Annotated in this window: 20 protein-coding genes and 2 tRNA genes; 14 read left to right on the top strand and 8 right to left on the bottom strand. The window is 39.9% G+C overall.

Annotation, left to right across the window (positions count from 1 at the left end):
• The first annotated feature begins 46 nt into the window (after positions 1-46).
• Positions 47-808: a 2-C-methyl-D-erythritol 4-phosphate cytidylyltransferase gene (locus HY841_10380; protein ID MBI4931160.1), complete on the top strand. Its 762-nt coding sequence runs from the start codon at positions 47-49 to the stop codon at positions 806-808.
• Between the two features lie 37 nt (positions 809-845).
• Here HY841_10380 and HY841_10385 read toward each other — a convergent pair whose 3' ends face one another.
• Positions 846-2,009 (bottom strand): amidohydrolase family protein, encoded by a 1,164-nt coding sequence (locus HY841_10385; GenBank protein ID MBI4931161.1) that lies wholly within the window; start codon positions 2,007-2,009, stop codon positions 846-848.
• A 57-nt stretch (positions 2,010-2,066) separates the two neighbouring features.
• Between HY841_10385 and rlmN the strand changes: the two genes are divergently transcribed.
• From rlmN to HY841_10420, 7 genes are all read left to right on the top strand, one after another.
• Positions 2,067-3,119, top strand: a complete 1,053-nt coding sequence (rlmN, locus tag HY841_10390) for a 23S rRNA (adenine(2503)-C(2))-methyltransferase RlmN (protein ID MBI4931162.1) — start codon at positions 2,067-2,069, stop codon at positions 3,117-3,119.
• A 15-nt stretch (positions 3,120-3,134) separates the two neighbouring features.
• Positions 3,135-4,112 carry a polyprenyl synthetase family protein gene (locus HY841_10395; protein MBI4931163.1) on the top strand — a complete coding sequence of 326 codons (978 nt, stop codon included), beginning with the start codon at positions 3,135-3,137 and terminating at the stop codon, positions 4,110-4,112.
• A gap of 35 nt (positions 4,113-4,147) precedes the next feature.
• Positions 4,148-4,609 carry a hypothetical protein gene (locus HY841_10400; GenBank protein ID MBI4931164.1) on the top strand — a complete coding sequence of 154 codons (462 nt, stop codon included), beginning with the start codon at positions 4,148-4,150 and terminating at the stop codon, positions 4,607-4,609.
• 98 nt (positions 4,610-4,707) lie between these two features.
• Positions 4,708-6,690: a DNA primase gene (locus HY841_10405; protein ID MBI4931165.1), complete on the top strand. Its 1,983-nt coding sequence runs from the start codon at positions 4,708-4,710 to the stop codon at positions 6,688-6,690.
• 100 nt (positions 6,691-6,790) lie between these two features.
• Complete coding sequence (locus tag HY841_10410) at positions 6,791-8,011, top strand: bifunctional folylpolyglutamate synthase/dihydrofolate synthase (protein ID MBI4931166.1); 1,221 nt, start codon at positions 6,791-6,793, stop codon at positions 8,009-8,011.
• 274 nt (positions 8,012-8,285) lie between these two features.
• On the top strand, positions 8,286-8,897 hold the full coding sequence (locus tag HY841_10415; protein ID MBI4931167.1) for a type IV toxin-antitoxin system AbiEi family antitoxin domain-containing protein: 612 nt from the start codon (positions 8,286-8,288) through the stop codon (positions 8,895-8,897).
• Complete coding sequence (locus tag HY841_10420) at positions 8,894-9,907, top strand: nucleotidyl transferase AbiEii/AbiGii toxin family protein (protein ID MBI4931168.1); 1,014 nt, start codon at positions 8,894-8,896, stop codon at positions 9,905-9,907. Before HY841_10415 ends, HY841_10420 begins: the two co-directional genes overlap by 4 nt.
• 61 nt (positions 9,908-9,968) lie before the next feature.
• Here the strand turns inward: HY841_10420 and HY841_10425 are convergent, their stop codons facing one another.
• The 4 genes from HY841_10425 to HY841_10440 all read right to left on the bottom strand — a co-directional run bounded on the left by HY841_10425 (position 9,969) and on the right by HY841_10440 (position 12,456).
• Entirely contained in the window at positions 9,969-10,412 is a 444-nt protein-coding gene (locus tag HY841_10425) for a DUF2141 domain-containing protein (GenBank protein ID MBI4931169.1), read from the bottom strand.
• A gap of 372 nt (positions 10,413-10,784) precedes the next feature.
• Positions 10,785-10,862 (bottom strand) — tRNA-Val (locus HY841_10430).
• A gap of 406 nt (positions 10,863-11,268) precedes the next feature.
• Positions 11,269-11,343, bottom strand: a tRNA-Val gene (locus HY841_10435).
• A 63-nt stretch (positions 11,344-11,406) separates the two neighbouring features.
• Positions 11,407-12,456, bottom strand: coding sequence for an isoaspartyl peptidase/L-asparaginase (locus HY841_10440; protein MBI4931170.1), 1,050 nt, complete (start codon positions 12,454-12,456; stop codon positions 11,407-11,409).
• 54 nt (positions 12,457-12,510) lie between these two features.
• Between HY841_10440 and HY841_10445 the strand changes: the two genes are divergently transcribed.
• The 4 genes from HY841_10445 (at position 12,511) to HY841_10460 (ending at position 15,090) form a co-directional block, all read left to right on the top strand.
• Positions 12,511-13,278, top strand: a complete 768-nt coding sequence (locus HY841_10445; protein MBI4931171.1) for a class I SAM-dependent methyltransferase — start codon at positions 12,511-12,513, stop codon at positions 13,276-13,278.
• Between the two features lie 131 nt (positions 13,279-13,409).
• On the top strand, positions 13,410-14,126 hold the full coding sequence (locus HY841_10450) for an ABC transporter ATP-binding protein (protein ID MBI4931172.1): 717 nt from the start codon (positions 13,410-13,412) through the stop codon (positions 14,124-14,126).
• Between the two features lie 23 nt (positions 14,127-14,149).
• Positions 14,150-14,704 carry a cob(I)yrinic acid a,c-diamide adenosyltransferase gene (locus HY841_10455; protein ID MBI4931173.1) on the top strand — a complete coding sequence of 185 codons (555 nt, stop codon included), beginning with the start codon at positions 14,150-14,152 and terminating at the stop codon, positions 14,702-14,704.
• A 164-nt stretch (positions 14,705-14,868) separates the two neighbouring features.
• A complete protein-coding gene (locus HY841_10460) occupies positions 14,869-15,090 on the top strand; it encodes a DUF2795 domain-containing protein (GenBank protein ID MBI4931174.1) in 222 nt (73 codons plus the stop codon).
• Positions 15,091-15,190: 100 nt separating this feature from the next.
• Here HY841_10460 and HY841_10465 read toward each other — a convergent pair whose 3' ends face one another.
• The 3 genes from HY841_10465 to HY841_10475 form a co-directional block, all read right to left on the bottom strand.
• Entirely contained in the window at positions 15,191-15,880 is a 690-nt protein-coding gene (locus HY841_10465) for an outer membrane lipoprotein carrier protein LolA (GenBank protein ID MBI4931175.1), read from the bottom strand.
• A 19-nt stretch (positions 15,881-15,899) separates the two neighbouring features.
• Positions 15,900-18,458: a DNA translocase FtsK 4TM domain-containing protein gene (locus HY841_10470; protein ID MBI4931176.1), complete on the bottom strand. Its 2,559-nt coding sequence runs from the start codon at positions 18,456-18,458 to the stop codon at positions 15,900-15,902.
• A gap of 299 nt (positions 18,459-18,757) precedes the next feature.
• The gene (locus HY841_10475) at positions 18,758-19,474 is read right to left on the bottom strand and encodes a hypothetical protein (GenBank protein MBI4931177.1); all 717 of its coding nucleotides are present in this window, start codon (positions 19,472-19,474) and stop codon (positions 18,758-18,760) included.
• Positions 19,475-19,634: 160 nt separating this feature from the next.
• On the opposite strand from HY841_10475, the gene HY841_10480 reads away from it, so the two are divergent.
• Both HY841_10480 and HY841_10485 read left to right on the top strand, forming a co-directional pair.
• On the top strand, positions 19,635-20,591 hold the full coding sequence (locus HY841_10480; protein MBI4931178.1) for a T9SS type A sorting domain-containing protein: 957 nt from the start codon (positions 19,635-19,637) through the stop codon (positions 20,589-20,591).
• A gap of 62 nt (positions 20,592-20,653) precedes the next feature.
• A complete protein-coding gene (locus HY841_10485) occupies positions 20,654-22,720 on the top strand; it encodes a CotH kinase family protein (GenBank protein MBI4931179.1) in 2,067 nt (688 codons plus the stop codon).
• Positions 22,721-22,848: the final 128 nt, after the last annotated feature.

A 22,848-nucleotide genomic window follows, 5' to 3' on the forward strand; every position in this document is an offset into this window, starting at 1 on the left:
ATTACTTTGCATCAGAAATTATTTTTCATTCAGACGAAACAGAAATATGACAGACATTCTTCTTAAGAAGTACGCCATCATTGTAGCAGGCGGAAACGGCACCCGCGCAAACACTCCCGTTCCAAAACAATTCATGAAACTTGACGGCAAGCCCGTCATCATGCACGCGATTACAAAATTCGCGGAAGCGGGTTTGAATATTGAAATTATTCTCGTGTTGCATAAAGACCAGATTTCTTTCTGGAACGAACTCTGTAAAGAACATAATTTCAACACGGAAGTAAAAATCACCGAAGGTGGTGAAAATCGTTTTGAATCGGTGAAGAACGGGTTAGCGCTTGTGGACGATGAAGGCATTGTGGCCATTCATGATTCTGTTCGTCCGCTTGTGAGCGCAAAAACAATTGTTACCTCGTTCAAAGCGGCTGAGATGTACGGCAATGCCGTGCCTGCTATTCCGCTTACGGATTCCATCCGCCAGATTGATTCATCCAAAAGCATTGCGGTGGATCGCACGCGCTACTGCATTATTCAGACACCGCAGTGTTTTCTCGCAAGCATTCTCAAAAAAGCATATTCAACGGCTGAATATAAAATTCATTTCACCGATGACGCTTCGGTAGTGGAAGCGAGTGGAGAAAAAATTCATCTCGTTGACGGAAATCCTGACAATATCAAAATCACAACACCGCGAGATTTTATTTTAGCAGAAGCGCTGATGAAATATCGCCCGGTAGTTACTTCAGGAAATAAATTAAAACCCGCTGAAGAGTTAAATCTTTTGGGAGGACAATCGCAAGTCGCATAGAAGAATACTTCGATCCGTCAATTGGCGGAATAAATTCCTAAATTAGTTTTTGAACGGAAACTTTTTCGGAGAGTTCAAATTTCTCATTCATTCCTTTCAGCAAATTCAATCCTGGCTTTTTTCCTTTTTCAATCGTTCCGTATTCTTTATCCATTCCTATAAACTCAGCTCCGTTTTTTGTAGCCCAGGTAATTAAAGATTCAAAATGAATTTTTTGGAAATGTTTGGAAATTGTTTTCAATTCATCTAAGACAGAGAGCGAATCGTTGGAAGCCAGACTGTCTGTTCCGATTGTCATTTTCATTCCTTGTTCAAGAAACATCGAAATGTCAGGAAGTTTATTTTCTATATATAAATTTGCTTTCGGACATAAGCAAAGCATTACTTCGCATTCACCTCCCTGAGAATAATGTTTTATGATTTCAATATCTTCTTTTGAAGTATACGTGTTATGTACGAGAAGTATTTTCTTTGTCTCTATCAATGCTCCCAAGACAAAAAGCAAGGAGTTTTTGCTTCTGCGCTTTGAATCTATATCCACCCCTGCTTTCTGCATAAGTTCTGCAAGTGGTCCTGTACCAGACAAAAACAACTCGTTCTCGGAAGCGGCTTCCTGATTGTGTATAGAAAGGAAAGGCTGTTTCAAACTGTCAATGCGTTCTAATAATTTTCCGGAAACACTGTAAGGAGCATGTGGAGTGATGGAAGAGTTTGAGCTTTTAAATTTTAAGAGCAACGATTTAGCTTCTGATATTTTTTCTTCTGCCTTTTCAGGAGCTAGATCGAAAATTTCCAGAAAAGTATGATAGGCGATCTTTCTTTTTTTCTTTTGCTCAAAGGAATGATCAGTATTGGAGATATCTCCCACCGCGACAATTCCATTGCGAATCATTTCATCTTCGGCAGATTCAATCGCAGATTTTATTTGCTCCGGAGAAAATGTACCGCGCTTTGGAACCAGTTCTGAAACAAAACCTGTGAGACCTTTGTGTTGCGCTACTTGTCCTTTGAGATGAGACAGTTCAAGATGGCAATGCGTATTCACAAATCCAGGGGCAATAATTCCAGCATGAACTTCAGTAACTTCCAACTGTTGACTGGTAACATCTAAAATAATTCCTTTATCATCTACGATAACCACTCCATTCTTAATAGGTGGCGAAGAAACAGAGAAAATATAATCGGCAGAAATCTTTCTCATGACAACGCGAATTTACAAAAAGAGAAGAGGTGGATTATTCGTAAATTCGTAGGGAAAATGAGCAAGAAGAACATACGGGCGCTTCCGCTGGATGAAATCAAAATCTTTTTTGAGAAGAAAGGCGATAAATCATTTCGCGCCAAGCAAGTTTATGAATGGCTTTGGAAAAAATCCGCTCGTTCGTTTGAGGAAATGACCAACCTTCCGAAGACAACGAGAGAAATGCTCAATGAAAACTTCGCAATAAATGCCGTGAGTATCGCTTCCTCGCAAATCAGCAAAGACAGGACAATTAAAAATGCTTTTCGCTTGTATGACGGAAATATTGTAGAAGGAGTTTTGATTCCAACGGAAAGCAGAATGACTGCCTGCATTTCCTCGCAAGTCGGTTGCTCGCTCACTTGCTCTTTCTGCGCCACAGGAAGATTAGAACGACTACGTAACCTTGACGCAGGTGAAATGTATGATCAGGTTGCTATAATAAAAAAACAGTCGGAAGAGAAATATGGCATTCCTCTATCAAATATTGTTTACATGGGCATGGGCGAACCTCTTTTGAATTATAAAAATGTTCTGGAGTCGGTTGAGAAAATTACTTCGCCTGAAGGATTGGGAATGTCACCACAGCGAATCACAATTTCCACAGCAGGAATTGCCAAGATGATTAAGAAACTTGGAGACGATAAAGTGAAATTTAATTTTGCGCTTTCATTACATGCCGCGAACGATGAAAAGAGAAATAAAATAATGCCCATCAACGAACAGAACTCTTTGGAATCGCTTGCTGAAGCACTAAAATATTTTCACGAGAAAACAGGAACACGAGTTACCTATGAATATATCGTTTTCAAAGATTTTAATGATGATATCAAAGACGCGATGGAGCTGGAAAGATTTTGCAATGTTATTCCCTGCAAAGTAAATATCATTGAATATAATCCAATAGACAATTCAGAATTTCGCCAGACAAATGACGCGCGCCTGAAAAAATTTGTCGGCTATCTTGAGAATAAGAGGATCATTGTGAATGTGCGCAGAAGCCGCGGAAAGGATATTGACGCTGCCTGCGGGCAGCTGGCTAATAAAAACAAATCAGTTTTATCAGAATAATTACTTTTGGCACTCATGGCAGTATCCGTTGAAGACATAAAAGCTCCCGTCAGAAAAGAGATGGAGGAATTTGAACAGAAGTTTCGCGAAGCCATGCGGAGCCATGTTCCGCTTCTGGATAAAATCATGCATTACATTGTAAAGCGCAAAGGGAAGCAGTTACGTCCGATGTTTGTTTTTCTTTCTGCGAAAACCTGTGGAGAGATGAATGAATCCACTTACCGCGCTGCCTCTCTGATTGAATTGCTGCATACCGCAACCCTTGTTCATGATGATGTGGTGGATGACTCTCACATGCGCAGGGGATTTTTCTCGCTGAACGCACTATGGAAAAATAAAATTGCAGTACTTGTTGGAGATTACCTTCTTTCAAAAGGATTATTACTTTCAGTCGACAATAAAGATTTTCGTTTGCTTGGAATTGTTTCCAACGCGGTGAAAGAAATGAGTGAGGGAGAACTTTTACAGATTGAAAAAGCAAGAAGGTTAGATGTTGACGAACAAGTGTATTTTGAAATCATCCGCCAGAAAACAGCTGTGCTGATTGCTTCTTGTTGTTCTTGCGGTGCTGCATCCGTAGGAAGCGATGAAAAAACCATTGAGCAGATGAGATTGTTTGGCGAGCAGACAGGAATCGCTTTTCAGATTAAAGATGATCTGTTTGATTTCGGAACCGGGAATGGAATCGGAAAACCTACAGGCAATGATATTAAAGAAAAAAAATTCACACTTCCGCTGATTTACGCGCTGAAGAATGCTTCCTTCTTTGACAAACGGAAAATGATAAACATCATTAAGAATAATCACGAAGACGAAGAAAAAATCGCAAAGGTTACAGATTTTGTAACGAACAGCGGAGGAATTGAATACGCTACAAAAAAAATGCATGAGCATAAAGACAAAGCGATTCAACTGCTTTCTGGATTTAACAACAATGAAGCGAAAAAGGCGCTGGAGCAATTGGTTGTTTATACAATAGAACGAAAACATTAAAAGTCCATACCATAAAGGGAGAAATACAAACTTCAATGAAAACTAAAATTACTCTTTACTCTCTGCTTCCTATTCTCTTCTTACTTGCTTCTTGCTCATCAGGCGCAGATGAAAAGAAAAAAGAAGAAACAACAGAAAAAACCATGTCCGCTGATACTTCACTGCATGGGCTTGTAGGAGTAATTGAAAAAAATCCTCCGGTTCAGTATGGAGATTATATTATAAAATACCCTAACGGCATAGTGAAAATGAAAGGGTATTATGTAAACGGAAAGCGCAATGGGCAGTGGACAGGTTTTTTTTCGAACGGAAATGTTCAGAGCGAAGGATTTTTTAAAGATGGTTTGCGCGATGGAAAAGCCACCGTTTATTATGAAAACGGGAAAGTTTATTACGAGGGATATTATAAGGACGGAAGAGAAGTCGGCATATGGATTTTCTTTGACAAGGAGGGAAAGAAAATAAATGAAAAGGATTACAGTAAGCCAAATTCCTGATTTTCTATCCATTTATTGACATCTTGTTCACATTCCATGTGCAAAAATACAAATGAGTTTTTAGAATACGATTTTTTACTTTCGCTCCTCATTTACACATGATATCAAAACCCACCATAGCACGGATCATTGAATCTGCACGCATTGAAGAAGTGGTGGGAGATTTTCTCACTCTGAAAAAACGCGGAGTGAATTACATTGCACGCTGTCCGTTTCACAATGAGAAAACGCCTTCGTTCAACGTGAATCCTGTTCGCAACATTTTCAAATGCTTTGGCTGCGGAAAGGGCGGTGACTCGGTGAGTTTTGTGATGGAACACGAGAAAATGAATTATCCCGAAGCACTCCGTTACTTAGCGAAAAAATATAACATCGAGATTGAAGAAATTTATGACCGCAACATTGAGGAGGAAAAAAAATTAGAGAACGAGCGGGAAAGTTTGTACGTAGTAAATACGTACGCGCAAAAATATTTTACTGAAACACTTTTAAATTCAGATGAGGGAAAATCCATCGGGCTGAGTTATTTCAAAGAGCGCGGACTTGCAGATGACATTATTCAGAAGTTTCAATTAGGTTATGCTCGAGAGGGAAGAACAATTTTCACTGACACAGCGATTAAAGAAGGCTACAACTTAGATTATCTGGTAAAGACAGGATTGACAATTAGAATTGAAAGCGAAGAAACTTCTGAAGAAAAGAAGCAAGACGCAAAAATTTATGACCGCTTCGCAGGGCGCGTGATGTTCCCCATTCACAATATTACCGGAAGAGTGATTGGCTTTGGCGGTCGCGCGCTGAAGAAAGAAGTGAAAGCGAAATACGTGAATTCGCCCGAGAGCGAGATCTATCACAAGAGCAATGTACTCTATGGAATGAATGTGGCGCGCAAAGCAATTTCAAACGAGGACAATTGTTTTTTGGTGGAAGGATACATGGATGTAATTTCCATGCACATTGTTGGAATTGAAAATGTGGTAGCGTCATCGGGAACTTCGCTCACCGTGGAGCAAATTCGCCTCATCAAACGCTACACGAACAACATTACCATCATGTATGATGGAGATCCTGCTGGAATCAAAGCGAGTTTCCGAGGGATAGATATGATCCTAGAAGAAGGTTTGAACGTGCGCGTGGTTTTATTTCCCGAAGGTGATGACCCTGATTCGTATTCGCGAAAACACAGCGAGACCGAAGTAAAAACTTTCATCAACGAAAACAAAACTGATTTCATCCGCTTCAAAACGCAGTTGCTTTATGAAGATGTGAAAAATGATCCGATAAAAAAATCGGAACTCATCAAGCAGATCGTGGAAAGCATTGCGCTGATTCCGAATGCTATCACAAGAATGGTTTTCATTCAGGAGTGCAGTAAGATTATGAAAATGGACGAACAGGCGCTTCTTACCGAACTGAACAAAGCATTGAGAAAACGCTACGCTAAAAGAGTAGATGAACTTCCCATAGAGGAAATAATTGATCTTGACACCGCACCTGTCCCTCAGCCGATCGATACAAATCGCGACACTGCTGAATATCACGAAAAAGAAATCATACGACTGCTTTTGAATTATGGAGATAAACTTCTGCAAATACAGACGGAAGAAAAAGATGAGGAAGGAAATATAAAAACTGAAACTGAAAATATAAGTGTGGCTCGTTTTATCGTAGAACATCTTTTGGTTGACAACATCAGCTTTGAGCACGAACTCTACGGAAAGATATTTGCTGAGTTCGGCAAAGAAGAAATTCCCGCGCTGGAACATTTCATTCACCACGAAGATTCAGAAATTTCCCGCACTGCAATTGACCTCACTACTTTCCCCTATTCTATTTCCGACTGGAAACTAAAACACGGCATTGATGTGCAAAAGGAAGAAGACATTCTGAAAATTGCTGTTGAGCACGCTATCTATTCACTCAAAGTGAAAAAGCTAATGCAAATGATCAACGAAACGCAGAAAGAAATTGAACACGCTGAATCCGAAGAAGACATCCTCACCCTTGTTGCAAAAAAGAAAATGCTCGACCAAGCGAAGAATGCATTCTCAAAAGAACTTGGGTGGGTTGTGCTGAGATAAAAGCCCCTCTCCACCTCTCCCCGAAGGGGAGAGAGCAAAAAATCTTTTCTTTGTATTACATAATTTCTCCTTCCCTTTGGGAAGGGTTAGGGATGGGATCATGAACTACTCCGACACTCTTGCATATTTGTATTCTCGCTTGCCCATGTATCAGCGGATTGGCGCAGCTGCGTATAAAGCAAATTTAGATAACACCCTCGCAATCTGCAAACTTCTCGGCAATCCTGAGAATAAATTCAAGTCGGTACATATTGCCGGCACGAACGGCAAAGGCTCTGTATCACACATGCTGGCTTCTGTTTTGCAATGCGCAGGATATAAAGTCGGACTGTATACTTCTCCTCATCTGAAAGATTTTCGTGAGCGGGTTAAGATTAACGGAAAGATGATTTCGAAAAATTATGTAGAAGATTTTGTAACGAAGTATAAAAGTGAATTCGAGAAAATAAAACCTTCTTTCTTTGAATGGACAGTCGGGTTGGCATTTGAGTATTTCGCGAAGGAGAAAGTTGATATTGCCATAATTGAAACAGGTCTGGGCGGAAGATTAGATTCAACAAATGTGATTACGCCATTGCTCTCCATCATCACCAACATCAGCTACGACCATCAGAATTTACTTGGTGATACGTTGGATAAAATTGCTTTAGAGAAAGCAGGAATCATTAAGAAGAATGGAATCGTTATCATAGGAGAAAAACAAAAAGAAACGAAAAAGATTTTTGAAAATAAATCTAAGGAGATGAATGCCTTGCTTTTGTATGCTGAAGATTTTTCAAACGCCAAAAGAATTGAATGCGGACTCAAAGGAGATTATCAAAAGAAAAATATTCCGACTGTTCTACTTGCTTCGGAAATGCTCCATCCGTTCGGATTTGAAATCAACAGAAAAGCAATCGCGAAGGGATTAAAAGAAGTTTGCAAACTCACAGGACTAAGAGGAAGATGGGATGTCTTTTCCAAAAAACCATTTATCGTTGCCGACATTGCCCACAACGAAGCAGGGATAAAAGAAGTTTTTAAACAAGTAAAACAAATTCCGCATGAAAAATTTCACATCGTTTTCGGAACGGTGAATGAAAAAGACATCCGCAAAATTCTTTCTCTTCTTCCGAAGAAAGCAACTTACTATTTCTGCAAAGCAAACATTCCGAGAGGGCTCGATGAAAAAATACTGGCAGAAGAAGCAAAAAAAATTGGCTTGAAAGGAGAAACTTATTCAAGCGTGAAGCAAGCGCTGAACTCCGCAAAGAAAAACGCTTCCGCAAAAGATTTCATCCTAATAACAGGCAGTGCGTTTGTGGTAGCGGAAGTAATTTGAAGTTGTGGAACTATGGGGAAAAGTGTCGAACCGATTTCCGGAGGATTTGCAGGACACCTATCTTCATATAATCCACAAAAAATAATTTAGGCAAATATAGGGGTTGTATGGCAAATAAGGGCAAACTCCCAAAGGGAAAGGAGATAAGCGAACGTGGCGCAAATAAAAGGGGAACCGTAGCTTAATTTATGCCAATCGCTCCTTTAAATATTTTAGTGATGGAATATCTTGTCGCAAATATTTACTACATTTGCGACAGGAATAATCATCAAAAGTGACAGAAACCATTGAAATACAGGTGCTTAATGCAATCAAGCAAGCCCAAAGGGGGCCTATATTTTTTGTAGAGAGTTTTCTCTTTGCCGGAAATGCCAAAGCAGTTAACAAAGCCCTTGAGCGGCTCGTTGCGAAAGGTGAAATTATAAGATTAGCGCAAGGAATTTATACACGCCCGAAACAAAGCACACTACTCGGAAACGTCACTCCTTCAGTAGAAGAAATAGCAAAGGCAATTGCCAGCAGGGATAAAGCTCGGATTGTACCCACAGGGGTTTTTGCATTGAATGCGTTGGGACTCTCTACACAGGTTCCGCTCAATGTGGTTTACCTGACAGATGGAGCGTCAAGAAGAATTCAAATAGGCAAGAGAAGCATTCTTTTTAAAAGAACCGCACCGAAAAATCTTGCGGCTATAGGAAATATCAGCAAACTGGTTATTCAGGCATTAAAATCCATAGGCAAAGACAAAGTAGACCCCGATGAAGAAAAAAAGATTCTTGCTTTATTAAAAAAAGAAAAAAGAAAAAATCTTGAACAAGATATTGCACTTGCTCCTGAATGGATTAGAAAAATTATGAGAAAAGTTCTTAAAAGAAATTTAAAATGAGTAATGACATAGCAAAAATATGGAAGGGAATCAAAACCTCGGAGAAGCAAGCTATCTTCAAAGAAGTGGGGGATAAATTAGGTTTGCCACCCGCTGCCATTGAAAAAGATTGGTGGGTGGTGCGGACACTTGAAATGGTTTTTGCATCCGAGATTGCTCCGTATACTGTTTTTAAAGGAGGTACATCATTAAGCAAAGCGTGGAGTTTGATTGACCGCTTTTCTGAAGATATTGATTTGGCATTGGACAGAAAATTTCTGGAATTTAAAGAAGAAATGACTCCCTCGCAGGTCAAACGCCTTCGCGAGAAATCTTTCAAGTATATTTCAGAAAAATATTTTCCGCTGTTGCAAAAAACTTTTCATAATGCAGGTTTCACAGAAGTCAGTTTACGGTTAAGGGAGACAACATCAAATGACCAAGACCCGCTAATTATTGAGGTGAATTACCCAGCAGTAACTGACAAATCAAAATATCTGCCACCAAGAGTTTTAATAGAAATTGGGAGCCGCTCACTAATTGAACCTTTTTCTCAAAAAATAATTTGCTCATTTGTGGGTGAGCATTTTAAAGAAAAGCCATTTGCTGATAGCAATATAACCATCCCCGCAGTGAATCCTGAGCGAACTTTTCTTGAAAAAATATTTCTACTACACGAAGAATTTCAAAAACATGTGGAGAAAATAAAAGTTGACCGATTGAGCAGGCATTTATACGACCTTGAAAAAATGATGGATACTGAATTTGCGAAAAAAGCATTGGAAGATAAAATTTTATATCAGCATATCGTAGAACATCGCAGAACCATCACGCCCCTCAGAGGAATTGATTATGCTAACCATGTACCCGGGAAAATAAATTTCATTCCGCCCGATGCAATCATTGGAGCATGGGAAAAAGATTATAAACAAATGCAGGAGAGTATGATTTATACAGAATCGCTTTCCTTTGACAAACTTCTAAAAAGAATAAAGGAATTAAAAAAAAGAATTAATAGTTTAAAGCATTAATAAATTCTCAGCGGTGGATTAGGGAGAACCGCGGGGAGATTACAGGGGGTTTAAACAGTTCCTATTTAATGAAATTCATCGTTATTGCATTGGTTGTTGCATCATAATCAAACTTGCAATCATCATAATCCGGAGCCTTTACTTTAGGTTTAAAGTTGTTTGAAAAGCAATATCCTTCCGTTGGCATGCCAATAAAATTTTTATCAAATTTTCCATTGCTGTTCATGTCCTGATAAATTGCCACAGCAAGCTCTCCATATTTTATATCTGTAATATAGGCGGTTAACGTGTTTCCTGTCGGAACAAACGTGTATTCTTTCAGCCTTCCTTCTTTATACAAAAATTTATATTTCGAATTATATACTCCAACAATTAGCGGAGCGGTGGGCGAAGCGAGGTTCTTTATAATTATGATAAGTGGTGCCGGCTTTGCTCTTATTCCTTCAGTAGTTTTTGTCGACAGTGAAACTGTTTTTGTTGTGACGGTAAGTACATTTTGGTACATTATGGCTCGTAATGGGTGAGGAAATCACACAGGAAATGTTTGTTAAGTATCAGGAGAAGTTCCGGCAGGAGATGGGTGAAATTCACCGTAGGTTGGATAAATTTACCGCACAGGTGTCGAACCTTGATGAATGCGTTGAAACGGTGCTCGACTATGCAGGGAATCTACCTGAACTGTGGGATGAATCCGACTACAAGGAGAAACTTCGTTTGCAAAACATGCTGTTCCCTGAAGGAATCCGTTATGACAAGCGAAACAACGAGTGTCGAACCACTAAAATAAAACCGACTTTCCTTTGGTTGCTTTGTAACTCAAAGAGTTATGGCAATAAAAAAAGTGGTATACCGGAGTTAAACCTGTCGTATACCACTTTGGTGGGAAATACAGGGCTCGAACCTGTGACCCCTACCTTGTCGAGGTAGTGCTCTGAACCAACTGAGCTAATTTCCCAAAAATAATTTACCAAAGATAAAGGTTATTACTCTGCCCTCATCCCCTGCCCTTCTCCCGAGGGAGAAGGGAGTTGTTGTATGTTGGATTCTTTTACCACGACATAAATGTCGGGGCTATTAATATTTCACTCCTACGGAGTGAAGAAGAATTCAGTCGAGTTGTTCTTTCCCCTTAGGGGAAAAATATTAATAGCCTCCGATTTATCGGATGGGAAACGAAATACAACACACGCAGGGCTGTTTGCCCCGTTGGATATTTATCCTACGGGGTTTGCGCGAAGGATTGAGCCAATTGTTTGAGCTCTTTTTTGCGCTTCGCAAAAAAAACGAGTGGCGAAAGCCTGACAGCGCGCCTCGCGGTGGCGCGCCCAAAATAAAAAATCCAGAATAAATCTGGATTTCTGTGGGAGCCGAGGGGCTCGAACCCCCGACCCTCTCGGTGTAAACGAGATGCTCTGAACCAACTGAGCTAGGCTCCCAATATTTTCAAAAAGGATTGCAAATATAGATAGTTTGAAATAACGGGGAAATATTTTTCTCGCCTACTCTTTGAAAATTTTCACTTCGCTTTTTCCGTTTTTGAGCATATAGGCGCGATACATTCCCGGTGTGTTGAAGGGCATGGCAATGTTTCCTTTCTCGTCAATGGCGATGAGCCCGCCTTCACCGTCCTGGTCTTTTAATTTTTTCATCACTACTTCGCTGGTCGCCTGTTCGAGCGTCATGCCTTTGTATTCCATCAGCGCGGAAACATCATACGCCACCACGTTGCGGATAAAATATTCTCCATGACCTGTGCAACTCACCGCGCAGGTTTTGTTGTTGGCGTACGTGCCCGCGCCTATGATAGGAGAATCGCCAACGCGTCCGAATTTTTTATTAGTCATTCCGCCAGTGGAAGTTCCCGCAGCAAGATTTCCGTATTTATCGAGAGCAACGCAACCCACAGTTCCGAATTTTTTATCCGGATTAGTAAACTCAGCGTCTTTCGGATGAACATATCCAGAAGTATCTTTTGAATCATGGTCCAGTTTTATTTCGTCTTGCTTTTTTATCTGCTGAAATTGCTTCCATCTTTTTTCATCGTAGAAATATTTTGAGTCTTCTGTTTTCAAACCTTGTTCTTTCGCGAATTTATCCGCTCCATCTCCAGAAAGAATCACGTGTGGAGATTTTTCCATCACCGCCCTCGCTCCTTCAATCGGATTTCTTACCGTGTGAACTCCAGCCATTGCTCCTGCTTTTCCGGTTTTTCCGTCCATAATGCTTGCGTCCATTGAATTAGTACCGTCATTCGCGAACACAGAACCTTTTCCAGCGTTAAAGAGCGGAGAATCTTCCATCACTTTTATGGAAGCAATCACCGCGTCCATCGAAGTTCCGCCTTTACTAAGAATATCATAGCCAGCTTTGAGTGCCTCATTGAGTTTTGTTTTGTATTGTTGTTCAAGTTCAGAGGTCATGCTGTCTTTGAGGATGGTGCCGGCTCCTCCGTGAATAACGAGTGCGAAGTTTTCCATAGGTTTGGTTTGTGAGAAGAGATTTACTCCTAAGGTTAAAATGATAGCCGAAACGAGAGTAATCTTTTTCATTTGACGAATGTAGAAAATTTCAGCTATGTTTTTATGAATTGCTAAATTCGTCAGGTGAAGCTGATAAGTTTTTTACTGAAATATCTCAAGTATTGGTTTTTCGCCAAAACCGCTCACGGGATTCATTCTCCGTTTGTGTTTGAGTTGTATAATGAAGTGATAAATAAAAAGGGCAATTATTATTCGTTTGATAAGATTGAACTCCTGAGAAGAAAACTTTTGATTTCAAATAAAGAAATTGAGGTTACAGATTTAGGAACGGGAAAATCAGGCAAGAGAACAGTGAGTGAAATCGCAGAGCGTTCAGCCAAAGACAAAAAATACTGCGAGTTGCTTTTTCGGCTTGCGTATCATTTCAAACCCAACACCATTCTTGAACTTGGAACTTCTTTGGGAATCAGCACTGCCTATCTCGCTTCCGCAAATCCAAACTCCAAAGTGATTACGATTGAAGGTTGTCCGAATACCGCAAACGAAGCAAGAAAGAATTTCCAATCATTGAGCTTGGAGAATATTGAAAGTATAACTGGAAACTTTGAGGATGTTCTTTACCAATTGCCGATTGCCAATTGCCAACTTGTCTTCTTCGATGGCAATCATAAGAAAAAGCCAACACTGAAATATTTTTCTCAATGCCTTGAATCTACTCACAACGATTCCATTTTCATTTTTGACGACATCCATTGGTCTGATGAAATGGAAGAAGCATTGGAAGAGATAAAATCTCACCCGAAAGTTACAGTCACTGTTGATTTGTTCTTCCTTGGGTTGGTTTTCTTCCGCAAGGGACAGGTGAAAGAGAATTTTATAATTAGATACTAAAAGCCCATCCCGACCTTCCCCAAGGGAAGGAGAAAATTCTTATCACTAATTCGCATTTCGTTTTACCTTTACTCACTTTAAATTCCCTCTCCTTGGGAGAGGGTTAGGGAGAGGCAACTCAAATGAAAACCATCATCCAACTCAAAGATATCGGCCGTTCTTATAAAGTAGGAACGGAAGTCATTCATGCACTTCGCTCAGTTACGCTGGATATTTATAAGAATGAATATGTGGCGCTGATGGGTCCTTCGGGTTCGGGAAAATCAACACTAATGAATGTGCTGGGATGTCTGGATACTCCCACGAAGGGTGAATATATTCTCAACGGACATTCAGTGGCGCGCATGTCGGACAATCAACTTGCGGAAGTGAGAAATAAAGAAATCGGTTTCGTATTTCAAACATTTAATTTAATGCCCCGTCTTTCTGCTTTGGAAAATGTAACAGTGCCGTTGGTTTATGCCGGAATAAATAAAAAAGACCGCCTTCAACTGGCGATGTCTTCTTTGGAGCATGTTGGTCTTGGAGATAGAGTTAAGCACAAGCCGAATGAATTATCTGGCGGACAGAAACAGCGTGTAGCGGTTGCGCGCGCGCTGGTAAACAAGCCGTCCATCATTCTTGCCGATGAGCCAACGGGAAACCTTGATTCAAAAACTTCGGAAGAAATTATGGGATTGTTCGAAGAAATTCATAAACAGGGAAACACTATCATTTTGGTTACGCACGAAGAAGATATTGCTCAGCACGCTCATAGGATTGTTCGGCTGAAAGACGGACTTGTAGAATCAGACAGGAAAAACGAAAATGTAATTACTGTTTCGAAAACAACAATCGGTGTAATCTGAATTTGAAATCGATGTAATCATTCATGAAAATCTACACTAAGAAAGGCGACAAAGGCGAAACTTCTCTACTTGGAGGAACGAGAGTTAAGAAATCTCATATCCGCATTGAATCGTATGGAACAGTGGATGAACTTAACTCTTGGCTTGGATTAATCCGCGACCAAAACATTTCTACCGATACAAAAAAATTCCTCATTCATGTTCAGGATAAATTATTCACGATTGGTTCTCATCTTGCTTCTGACCCGAATAAGAAAGGAATAAAAATTCCGGAGATTAAAGAAGAAGATGTTATTGCGCTTGAAAAAGAAATGGACAAGATGAATGAAGTTCTTCCCGAGATGAAATCATTCGTTCTTCCAGGCGGGCATACCATAGTTTCGTATTCTCACATAGCACGCTGTGTATGCCGAAGAGCGGAAAGATGTGCTGTGAATCTTGCCAGCGCAGAACAAATGGAAGATATCATCATCAAATATCTCAACCGTCTTTCCGATTATCTTTTTGTTCTCTCCCGCAAACTTTCGCACGACCTGAAGGGAGAAGAAATCCCATGGAATCCTGATTTAAAGGGGTAAAAATATCCCATAAAAAAATTTCACATTTTCTTTGTTCGGTATCATAAATTTTTATCTTCGCGCACGATTTTAAAAATACAGATTCAAACGGATTAAGATGGATTCATACAGATAAATATCCGTTTGCATCTGAAAATAATCCATCTGAATCAAAAAAATAAACAATGTACTGGACACTTGAATTAGCCTCGTACCTCGAAGACGCTCCCTGGCCAGCCACCAAAGATGAGTTGGTTGATTTCGGGCTACGCACAGGAGCGCCCATGGAAGTGATTGAAAACCTTCAGGAGATTGAAGATGACGAAGAAGTTTTTGAAAACATTGATGACATCTGGCCTGATTATCCTACCAAAGAGGATTTCTTTTTTAATGAGGATGAATATTAAAGTCCATCCCTATCCCTTCCCCAAGGGAAGGGAGAATAATTCTTAAAAAGTATTTTTATTTTTCTCTCCCATTGGGGGAGAGTTAGAGTGGGACTTCTTCTTAGTTATCCCTCAAATCCACAACTTCTACTCCTTTATAATCTGCCTTATTAAAAGTGAACATCATATCCGTCATTTCTGAATTGGGAGTAAAGTTTTTTACGGAAATAGTATTGGATGTTCCATTCTTATTCAGAATTTTCACAACTGTGATTTGCTTTTTCACTTTGTCAATTGTGAGGCGAATGGTATGGTAGGATTTTTTATCTGGGTCTAATGGAAACAAACTGATGATGTCCACTTTCGCTCCGTTCACTATATCTTCTTTTTCATATTTATACTTGTAGCCCTTTTCGTAAAGCGTGAAAATATTTACCGGATTAATATTGTCGGTGGCGTTCGGATCGGGGGCGTTGTTGATTTGCACTTCGTTTGATTCCTTTATGTATGTCCACTGGGTTTTACTGTCGCAGAAAATAGTTTGCCCCTTGAAACTCAGTTTATATTTGGCTCCTTTCAATTCCAGAGATCCCGATTGAGTTTCTGTGACGGCAGACTTTACATTGCTTTCCTGCTTTTCCATCACAGAAGTAAATTCCGTTTTAATGGAAGTGTAGGTTTTTGTCTGCTTGGCAACTTCATCAAGGATTGCTTTTGCTTTTGCGTCAACTGCTTCTTTGGGCTGTTGGGCAAAAAGAAAAGTTGTACTGCAAATCAATATTCCTGTTGCAAGAGTTTTAATTGAAATCATAGTCTGAATTTTTTGAGCTTTAAACGATCGGGCTGCCATCACCCATGCCGTCCACGCTTCTATCTGCTTTAGACAATAACTGTTCCAAAGATACAGGATCTTTTATTAGCACTTCCCGGGCTTTGCTTCCCTTGAACGGACCAATAATTCCTGCCGCTTCCAGCTGGTCAACAATTCTTCCAGCGCGGTTGTAGCCAAGTTTTAATTTACGCTGGAGAAGAGAAGCGGATCCTTGCTGATGTGAAACAACAATCCGTGCAGCTTCCGCAAAAAAAACATCGCGCTCAGATGGATCAAGGTCATCAAGTTCTTCTGCTTCTTCATCAATATATTCCGGAAGTTTGAATGCTTCGGGATAACCGCGCTGATTGCCGATAAAATCAGTGACTGCTTCAACATCCGGGGTATCCACAAACGGGCATTGCAAACGAATCAAATCACTTCCCATGGAAAAAAGCATGTCTCCTTTTCCAACTAATTGGTCAGCACCACCTGCATCAAGAATTGTCCGTGAATCGATTTTGGATTGAACACGGAAAGCAATCCGAGCAGGAAAGTTTGCTTTGATTAATCCTGTCACCACATTCACCGATGGGCGCTGCGTTGCAATGATGAGGTGAATACCAGTAGCACGCGCAACTGCTGCGAGACGCGTAAGAGGAGTTTCAATTTCTTTTCCTGCTTGTGCAATCAAATCGCCAAACTCATCTACCACCACTACTATATAAGGAAGATATTTATGTCCTTTCTTCGGACTTAATTTTCTGTCTATGAACTTCGCGTTATACTCTTTAATGTTTCTGACCATTGAGAGGTTGAATAAATTCAAGCGGTCGTCCATTTCCATGCAAAGCGACTTTAGCGTATGAATCACTTTGGTTGTATCCTTAATAATTGCATCTTCAGAGTTGGGAAGTTTGGCAAGGAAATGTCTTTCGATTTTATTGAAGAGCGTCAATTCAACACGCTTCGGATCAATCAAAACAAATTTTACTTGCGCGGGATGTTTTTTATAAAGAAGAGAAGTAAGAATCGCATTCAGTCCGACAGATTTTCCCTGTCCCGTTGTTCCTGCAATCAACAGGTGAGGCATTTTGGTTAAATCCGCTATGAAAGTTTCGTTGGAAATTGTTTTTCCTAAACCAAAAGGCAATTCAAAATTTGTATTCTGAAATCTTTCCGAAGCGATGATAGAACGCATGGAAACCAATTCGGGATTCTGATTCGGAACTTCAATCCCAATCGTTCCTTTTCCGGGCATAGGCGCTATGATTCGAATACCGAGCGCTGCCAGTGAAAGCGCAATATCGTCTTCAAGATTTTTTATTTTAGAAATGCGAACTCCTTCGGCAGGAATAATTTCATACAGTGTAACCGTGGGTCCAATGGTTGCTTTGATTTTCGCAATCTCAATTCCAAAGTTTTTAAGTGTGCTGACAATCCTGTCTTTATTCGCGATGAGCTCTTCCTGATTTACATTTGTTTCGTTGTTGCCGTATTCTTTCAGCAAGTCAATTGAGGGTTTCTGGTAATCTGAAAGTTCAAGCGTGGGGTCAAAATCCCCAAAGGAAGAAAGGTCGTCTTCTGTTTCTTCCACCAACTTTTCTCCTTTGGTCTGCGCAACAGTGAACTGAACATTTTCGTCTTCTTCTTTATCTTCTGTTTCCTCTGTTTCCGGAATCATTTCAAAAGTCACGGGTTTCTCTTCTTCTTTTACTTCTTCCTCATGAATGGATTCTTCAACAGGGAGTTCAACTTGTTTCTCTTCAACAGGCTGAACTGTCATCACTTCCACCGGGATATTTTCAGATGGAAGGGATTCTACTCGCTCCATAGTATCAAGCGATTCCATCTGCCCTTCTGCCTGTTTGCTTCTGAACCAGTCAAACGCATAGTTAAAGGAAATTGCCATGAACCCAAAGAAAGTAAACACCATCAAAAATCCTGTGCCGATGATGCCCAATGTATTGTTCAGCCATAAACTTGTTTGATATCCGAATGTTCCTCCAAGAAAAAAATAATTGTTGTGAAAAATATATCCAAGCCCGACAGAACTCCATATCATAACAAACGCTGAGCGTTTGAAAAATTTTCTGAGTGGGAAAAGAGAAGTTTTAAAAAGGATTCTGAATCCAGCAAGAAAAGAAAATGCTACAAAAAAATAGGAAGCAACTCCGAATCCTTTGTGAATGAAGAGATGAGAAACCACAGCTCCGAGTTTTCCAAGCCAGTTATCAACTTCTGTTTGAACGGCAGGAAGAGCATTCACTTCATCGCCTGAGAAAAATAAATCACGCCACGAACCCATCACTTTGTCCTGGTCAGTTTGCCATGTAAAAAGGAATGATGTGAAAGCAACCAGCAGGTAAATTGAAGAAAGAATCAGCGCAAGACCTAAAACTCTATGCAGACGTTCATCTTTAATAAAATTAATTATCGGCTGGAATGGATTGATTTTTTCTTTCGGAACTCTCTTTTTTCTTTTCGGAGCAACTTCTTCGGTTGTTGCTTCTTCTTGTTCAGCTTTTATTTTTTTCTTCGGCTTGGCTTCTTCCTCTTCGTTCACATCCTCAATCATGTTGTCATCGTTCTCTTCTTCATCTGTTTCTTCCTTTTCCTTACGCGATTTTCGAAATTCGTTGCGCGCTGTTTTATACTTATTCGAGGAAGTTATTTCTATTTCTTCTTCAGCCATTTTGAACGGAGTGAAATCCCGATTTTCATCGGGAATAAATTCATTAATAAATCTATCAAAAATAGGTATGAAGAGTCGTACGAGCTTTCTCATAGGTGATAACTTGTTAACGAGGGTATGTTAAGAAAGAGAAGTAGAGAAGGAAATCAATACACCAAAAACGAGGAAAGAAGGGAAATATTTCAGTTCCCGGCAGGATTTAGTTCTATGAGAATTTTCTCAAGTTCGGGGAAAGGAATTTTTTTGTGGTCCCCTGATATATCAAAGGCGCTGTCATCAATTTTCTGAGCAAGAACCTGCTTTGCTTTCAGGTGCATTGCCAAACCATAGCGCTCCATCTGGAAATCCAAAAGCACTCCGTCAATCTTGCAGTATGGGTTAGACCAGTTAGGATTTGCAATGCCAATATCCTTCGTGTAAAAAGCGTTTATGGTTTCTCCGTTTTTTAATGAAACAATCGCCTCTTTGCATTTAAATCCTGCAATCACCTGAGTGTTTTTTCCATTTTCCACTTTGCTGATATAATCGGAATTCATTTTATTCATTTCTTCTGCAGAAATATCCGAAACATATTTTTTATTAATCAGCGTTAGCGTTTGTGAAACTGATTTGGTGGATTGTTTGGAGATATACGTAATGCTGATAAGCCCCATCATGCCCGACATGTCATTTGACATATCGTTATTCTTGAAACGCAGATACGCTTTATCCGGTAACCCCTGAACCATCATGCTGTTGGGATCCATCTTTGGATAGGTGATATCAAATTCAATCACCCCTTCGGTTACATTCTTGCCGCCAAGTATTTTTTTGAAAAGCTCTCCACCCTTATAAAAATAAAGAAATGCCACTGCGCCAGCCAGCAGAATAAGAACAATCAGTACTAAACGTTTACGCATAAAGAATACCCGCTTGTATTAATGAAGGGACAAATATAAGCGCATAATTTAATTACGACCAAATCTTTTTATAATAATAATCAAAACTGTTTTTGCAAAAGACAGTATTATTTCTATCTTTGAAGTTCTTAAATAAAAAACAACTTAAAATCATATTTCCATGAAAAAACTTTTACTCTCATTAATTATTTCAGGAGCATCTGTTTGCGCTTTTGCTCAACCAACATGGAATCTTGAAACTTGGTCAACAATGAATAATGGAGTTCTTGCTGTGCCTGAAGAACCAACAAGTTGGGTTACAGGAAATCAACTGGATAATGCCTTCACGCCTGGTAACGATACTTCTGTATTTAAAGTAAGTGGTACAGAGGCTCACAGCGGAACGTATGCTATGAAAATTACAACAGTAGATGTTGTTAATATGCCCGCTTCTGCTGTTGGTTTAATACCCGATCCTGTAGGAATCGCTTTTACAGGGAAGGTTCAGGCTACTCCTTCATTTAAAATTTTTAGAGGTTTTGCTTATACAAGCCGACCAGCCACTTGTTCGTTTTGGTATAAATACACTCCACAATTAAATGACAGCGCTTCTTGCTTCGTTACTCTCTCCAAATGGAATGGCGCCAGCCGCGATATAATTTCATCGGGCAAATGGCAGTCAGCCGCACCCCAGGGTTCATATATTCAGCAAACAATTACAATGGATACTAATACCGCTTTCTTAGCTGTTTGGCCTGATACAATGGAAGTTGACTTTTCAGCAACACGAATTATTACTCCCACTATTGGCAGTATTCTTTGGGTGGATGATATAACATTTGCCGGTTCAACCGGCATCAACGAACACGCTTTTTCAAATGAAGTGACTGTTTTCCCTAACCCTGCAACTAATTATGTAAACATTATTGCAGATGTAAATGAAGCATCTTCTGTGATTGCTTATGATGTGACCGGAAAAGTAGTTTCTTCCGCATCGCTCAAACAAACGATGAGCGGAATAAACAGAAAAGAAGGAATGATAAACACTTCCAATCTTTCTGCTGGATTATATTCTTATGCGATTCTTGACGAAAGAGGAAATACACTACGCAACGGAAAGTTCAGCATTATAAAGTAATTTTTTTAATGGATTAATAAACCCCCGGCAATAAATAAGTCGGGGGTTTTTAGTTTATAGACATGAAAAAAAATATTATCACATATATCTTTTTTCTTATCTCAACTACTATTTGTTTTTCTCAAACCTTTAATGGAACCGGTGGACTGATTCCGGATGACGGCACCAGCATTAACTTTACCATAAATGTTTCCGGACTTGCTTCTCCGCTGGATACGATAAACTTTGGATTGGAAGAAGTTTGTATCAATGCAACACACACATGGGATTCTGACCTTGAAATATCACTCATCGCTCCTGACGGAACTGTTTTTATTCTCACATCCGGCAACGGAGGAAGTGATGATGACTATACCAACACATGTTTTCGCAATGATGCTGTCACTCCAATCACGCAGGGAAATGCGCCTTTCACCGGAACATTTCGTCCGCAGGGAGATATGTCTTTCGTGAACAATGGGCAAAACGGGAACGGGCAATGGAAACTTCATATTCTCGATACATATGCTTTTGCCGATCAGGGAAATCTACTTGACTGGAGCATTGCCTTCGGAACCAATCCTGCTTCTCCTCTTTTCAGTTTCACAAGTTCCAATCTTCCGATAGTTGTTATCAATACAAACAATCAGCCTATTCCTGACGAACCCAAACTTACTTGCGACATGGGAATCATTTACAACGGAATCGGTGTCAGGAATTATATGACCGGTCCGTTCAATAATTACAACGGAAAAATTGCCATCGAAGCGCGAGGTTCATCATCACAGATGTTTCCTAAAAAAAGTTTTGGCTTTGAAACAAGATACGCTATCGGAAATAAAAAAGATACTATTCTTCTGGGAATGCCTGCTGAACACGACTGGATTCTCAACGCATCCTATTCCGACAAAACTCATATGCGAAATGTTCTTTCCTATAAACTGTTCCGTGATTTTGGGAGATACGCTCATCGAACTCAATACTGTGAACTCGTTATTAACGGTCAATATCAGGGAGTGTACATTCTGATGGAAAGAATCAAGCGTGATAAAAATCGAGTGAACATTGCAAAACTAAACACATGGGAAAACGCTGGAGATTCTTTGACTGGAGGATACATAATTAAGATTGATAAAACCACCGGCAATGGCGGAGCGGGCTGGACTTCTCCTTTTCCTCCGGTAGTCAGTTCAGGCGGGCAAACAATTTATTTCCAGTATGAATATCCTGATGCTGATTCAATCACTATTCAACAGCAAAATTATATTCAGCAGTATGTTGATAGTTTTGAAACTTCACTTGCCGCACCCAATTTTACAGACACAAGTATTGGTTATGCAAAATACTGCGGAGTAAATACTTTCATTGATTATTTTATTCTGAATGAAGTGAGTAAAAATATTGATGGATACCGATTGAGTACTTATTTATATAAAGACAAATACAGCAAGGGAGGAAAATTAAAAATTGGTCATCCCTGGGATTATGACATTGCCTGGTTGAATGCAGATTATTGTGGCAGCCCCTCTTACACCGATTGGGCGTATGAATTCGGCAATGTTTGCTCAGGTGATTTCTGGCAGGTTCCTTTCTGGTGGAATAGATTCATGCAGGATAGCAACTTCACCGACAATTTAAAATGCCGGTGGATCATGCTTAGAAATTCCGTGCTTGATACCGGTTACCTTTTTTCCTACATAGATTCATCTGCTTCTTACCTTAATGAGGGGATGGGGAGAAACTTTATTACCTGGCCTATTCTGGGAGTTTATGTCTGGCCGAATCCAAGCCCGATTCCAATAACCTATCAGGGTGAAATTAACAGATTAAAACTATGGATTTCTAATCGGCTGACCTGGCTCGATACGAACATGCCCGGAAACTGTCTTACCACATCACTTCCATCCTATCCTTCTGAAAAATATTTTTCTGTTTATCCGAATCCATCAAAAGGAGTATGCCGCCTCTCCCCAACCCTCTCCAAAAAAGAGGGTGTTGTAGAAGTGTATTCAGTATTGGGAGAAAGAGTACTCTCCCTTCCCTTTGGGAAGGGCGGGGATGGGCTTCTTGATTTATCAAACCAGCCAAACGGAATTTACATTTTGAAAATTTTCTCTGGCGAAAAATTAATTCTCTACAAATTAAAGTAGGAAGCGAAGGTACAAAGTAACTTCGCCACCTCTCACACCACTGTACATGCTTAGACGCATACAGCGGTTTCATAAAGTTTTAATCGTTTGTAGTTTGCCGATAAACTGTAGTAACCTTCTTTTGCAAA

The sequence above is a fragment of the Bacteroidota bacterium genome (genome assembly GCA_016213405.1).
Taxonomy (GTDB): domain Bacteria; phylum Bacteroidota; class Bacteroidia; order Palsa-948; family Palsa-948; genus Palsa-948.

Bases quoted from the DNA above. Each gene is read 5' to 3' on its own strand.
- HY841_10380 (MBI4931160.1), top strand. From the start codon at position 47: ATGACAGACATTCTTCTTAAGAAGTACGCCATCATTGTAGCAGGCGGA.
- HY841_10385 (MBI4931161.1), bottom strand. From the start codon at position 2,009: ATGAGAAAGATTTCTGCCGATTATATTTTCTCTGTTTCTTCGCCACCT.
- rlmN (MBI4931162.1), top strand. From the start codon at position 2,067: ATGAGCAAGAAGAACATACGGGCGCTTCCGCTGGATGAAATCAAAATC.
- HY841_10395 (MBI4931163.1), top strand. From the start codon at position 3,135: ATGGCAGTATCCGTTGAAGACATAAAAGCTCCCGTCAGAAAAGAGATG.
- HY841_10400 (MBI4931164.1), top strand. From the start codon at position 4,148: ATGAAAACTAAAATTACTCTTTACTCTCTGCTTCCTATTCTCTTCTTA.
- HY841_10405 (MBI4931165.1), top strand. From the start codon at position 4,708: ATGATATCAAAACCCACCATAGCACGGATCATTGAATCTGCACGCATT.
- HY841_10410 (MBI4931166.1), top strand. From the start codon at position 6,791: ATGAACTACTCCGACACTCTTGCATATTTGTATTCTCGCTTGCCCATG.
- HY841_10420 (MBI4931168.1), top strand. From the start codon at position 8,894: ATGAGTAATGACATAGCAAAAATATGGAAGGGAATCAAAACCTCGGAG.
- HY841_10425 (MBI4931169.1), bottom strand. From the start codon at position 10,412: ATGTACCAAAATGTACTTACCGTCACAACAAAAACAGTTTCACTGTCG.
- HY841_10440 (MBI4931170.1), bottom strand. From the start codon at position 12,456: ATGAAAAAGATTACTCTCGTTTCGGCTATCATTTTAACCTTAGGAGTA.
- HY841_10455 (MBI4931173.1), top strand. From the start codon at position 14,150: ATGAAAATCTACACTAAGAAAGGCGACAAAGGCGAAACTTCTCTACTT.
- HY841_10460 (MBI4931174.1), top strand. From the start codon at position 14,869: ATGTACTGGACACTTGAATTAGCCTCGTACCTCGAAGACGCTCCCTGG.
- HY841_10465 (MBI4931175.1), bottom strand. From the start codon at position 15,880: ATGATTTCAATTAAAACTCTTGCAACAGGAATATTGATTTGCAGTACA.
- HY841_10470 (MBI4931176.1), bottom strand. From the start codon at position 18,458: ATGATTGAGGATGTGAACGAAGAGGAAGAAGCCAAGCCGAAGAAAAAA.
- HY841_10475 (MBI4931177.1), bottom strand. From the start codon at position 19,474: ATGCGTAAACGTTTAGTACTGATTGTTCTTATTCTGCTGGCTGGCGCA.
- HY841_10480 (MBI4931178.1), top strand. From the start codon at position 19,635: ATGAAAAAACTTTTACTCTCATTAATTATTTCAGGAGCATCTGTTTGC.
- HY841_10485 (MBI4931179.1), top strand. From the start codon at position 20,654: ATGAAAAAAAATATTATCACATATATCTTTTTTCTTATCTCAACTACT.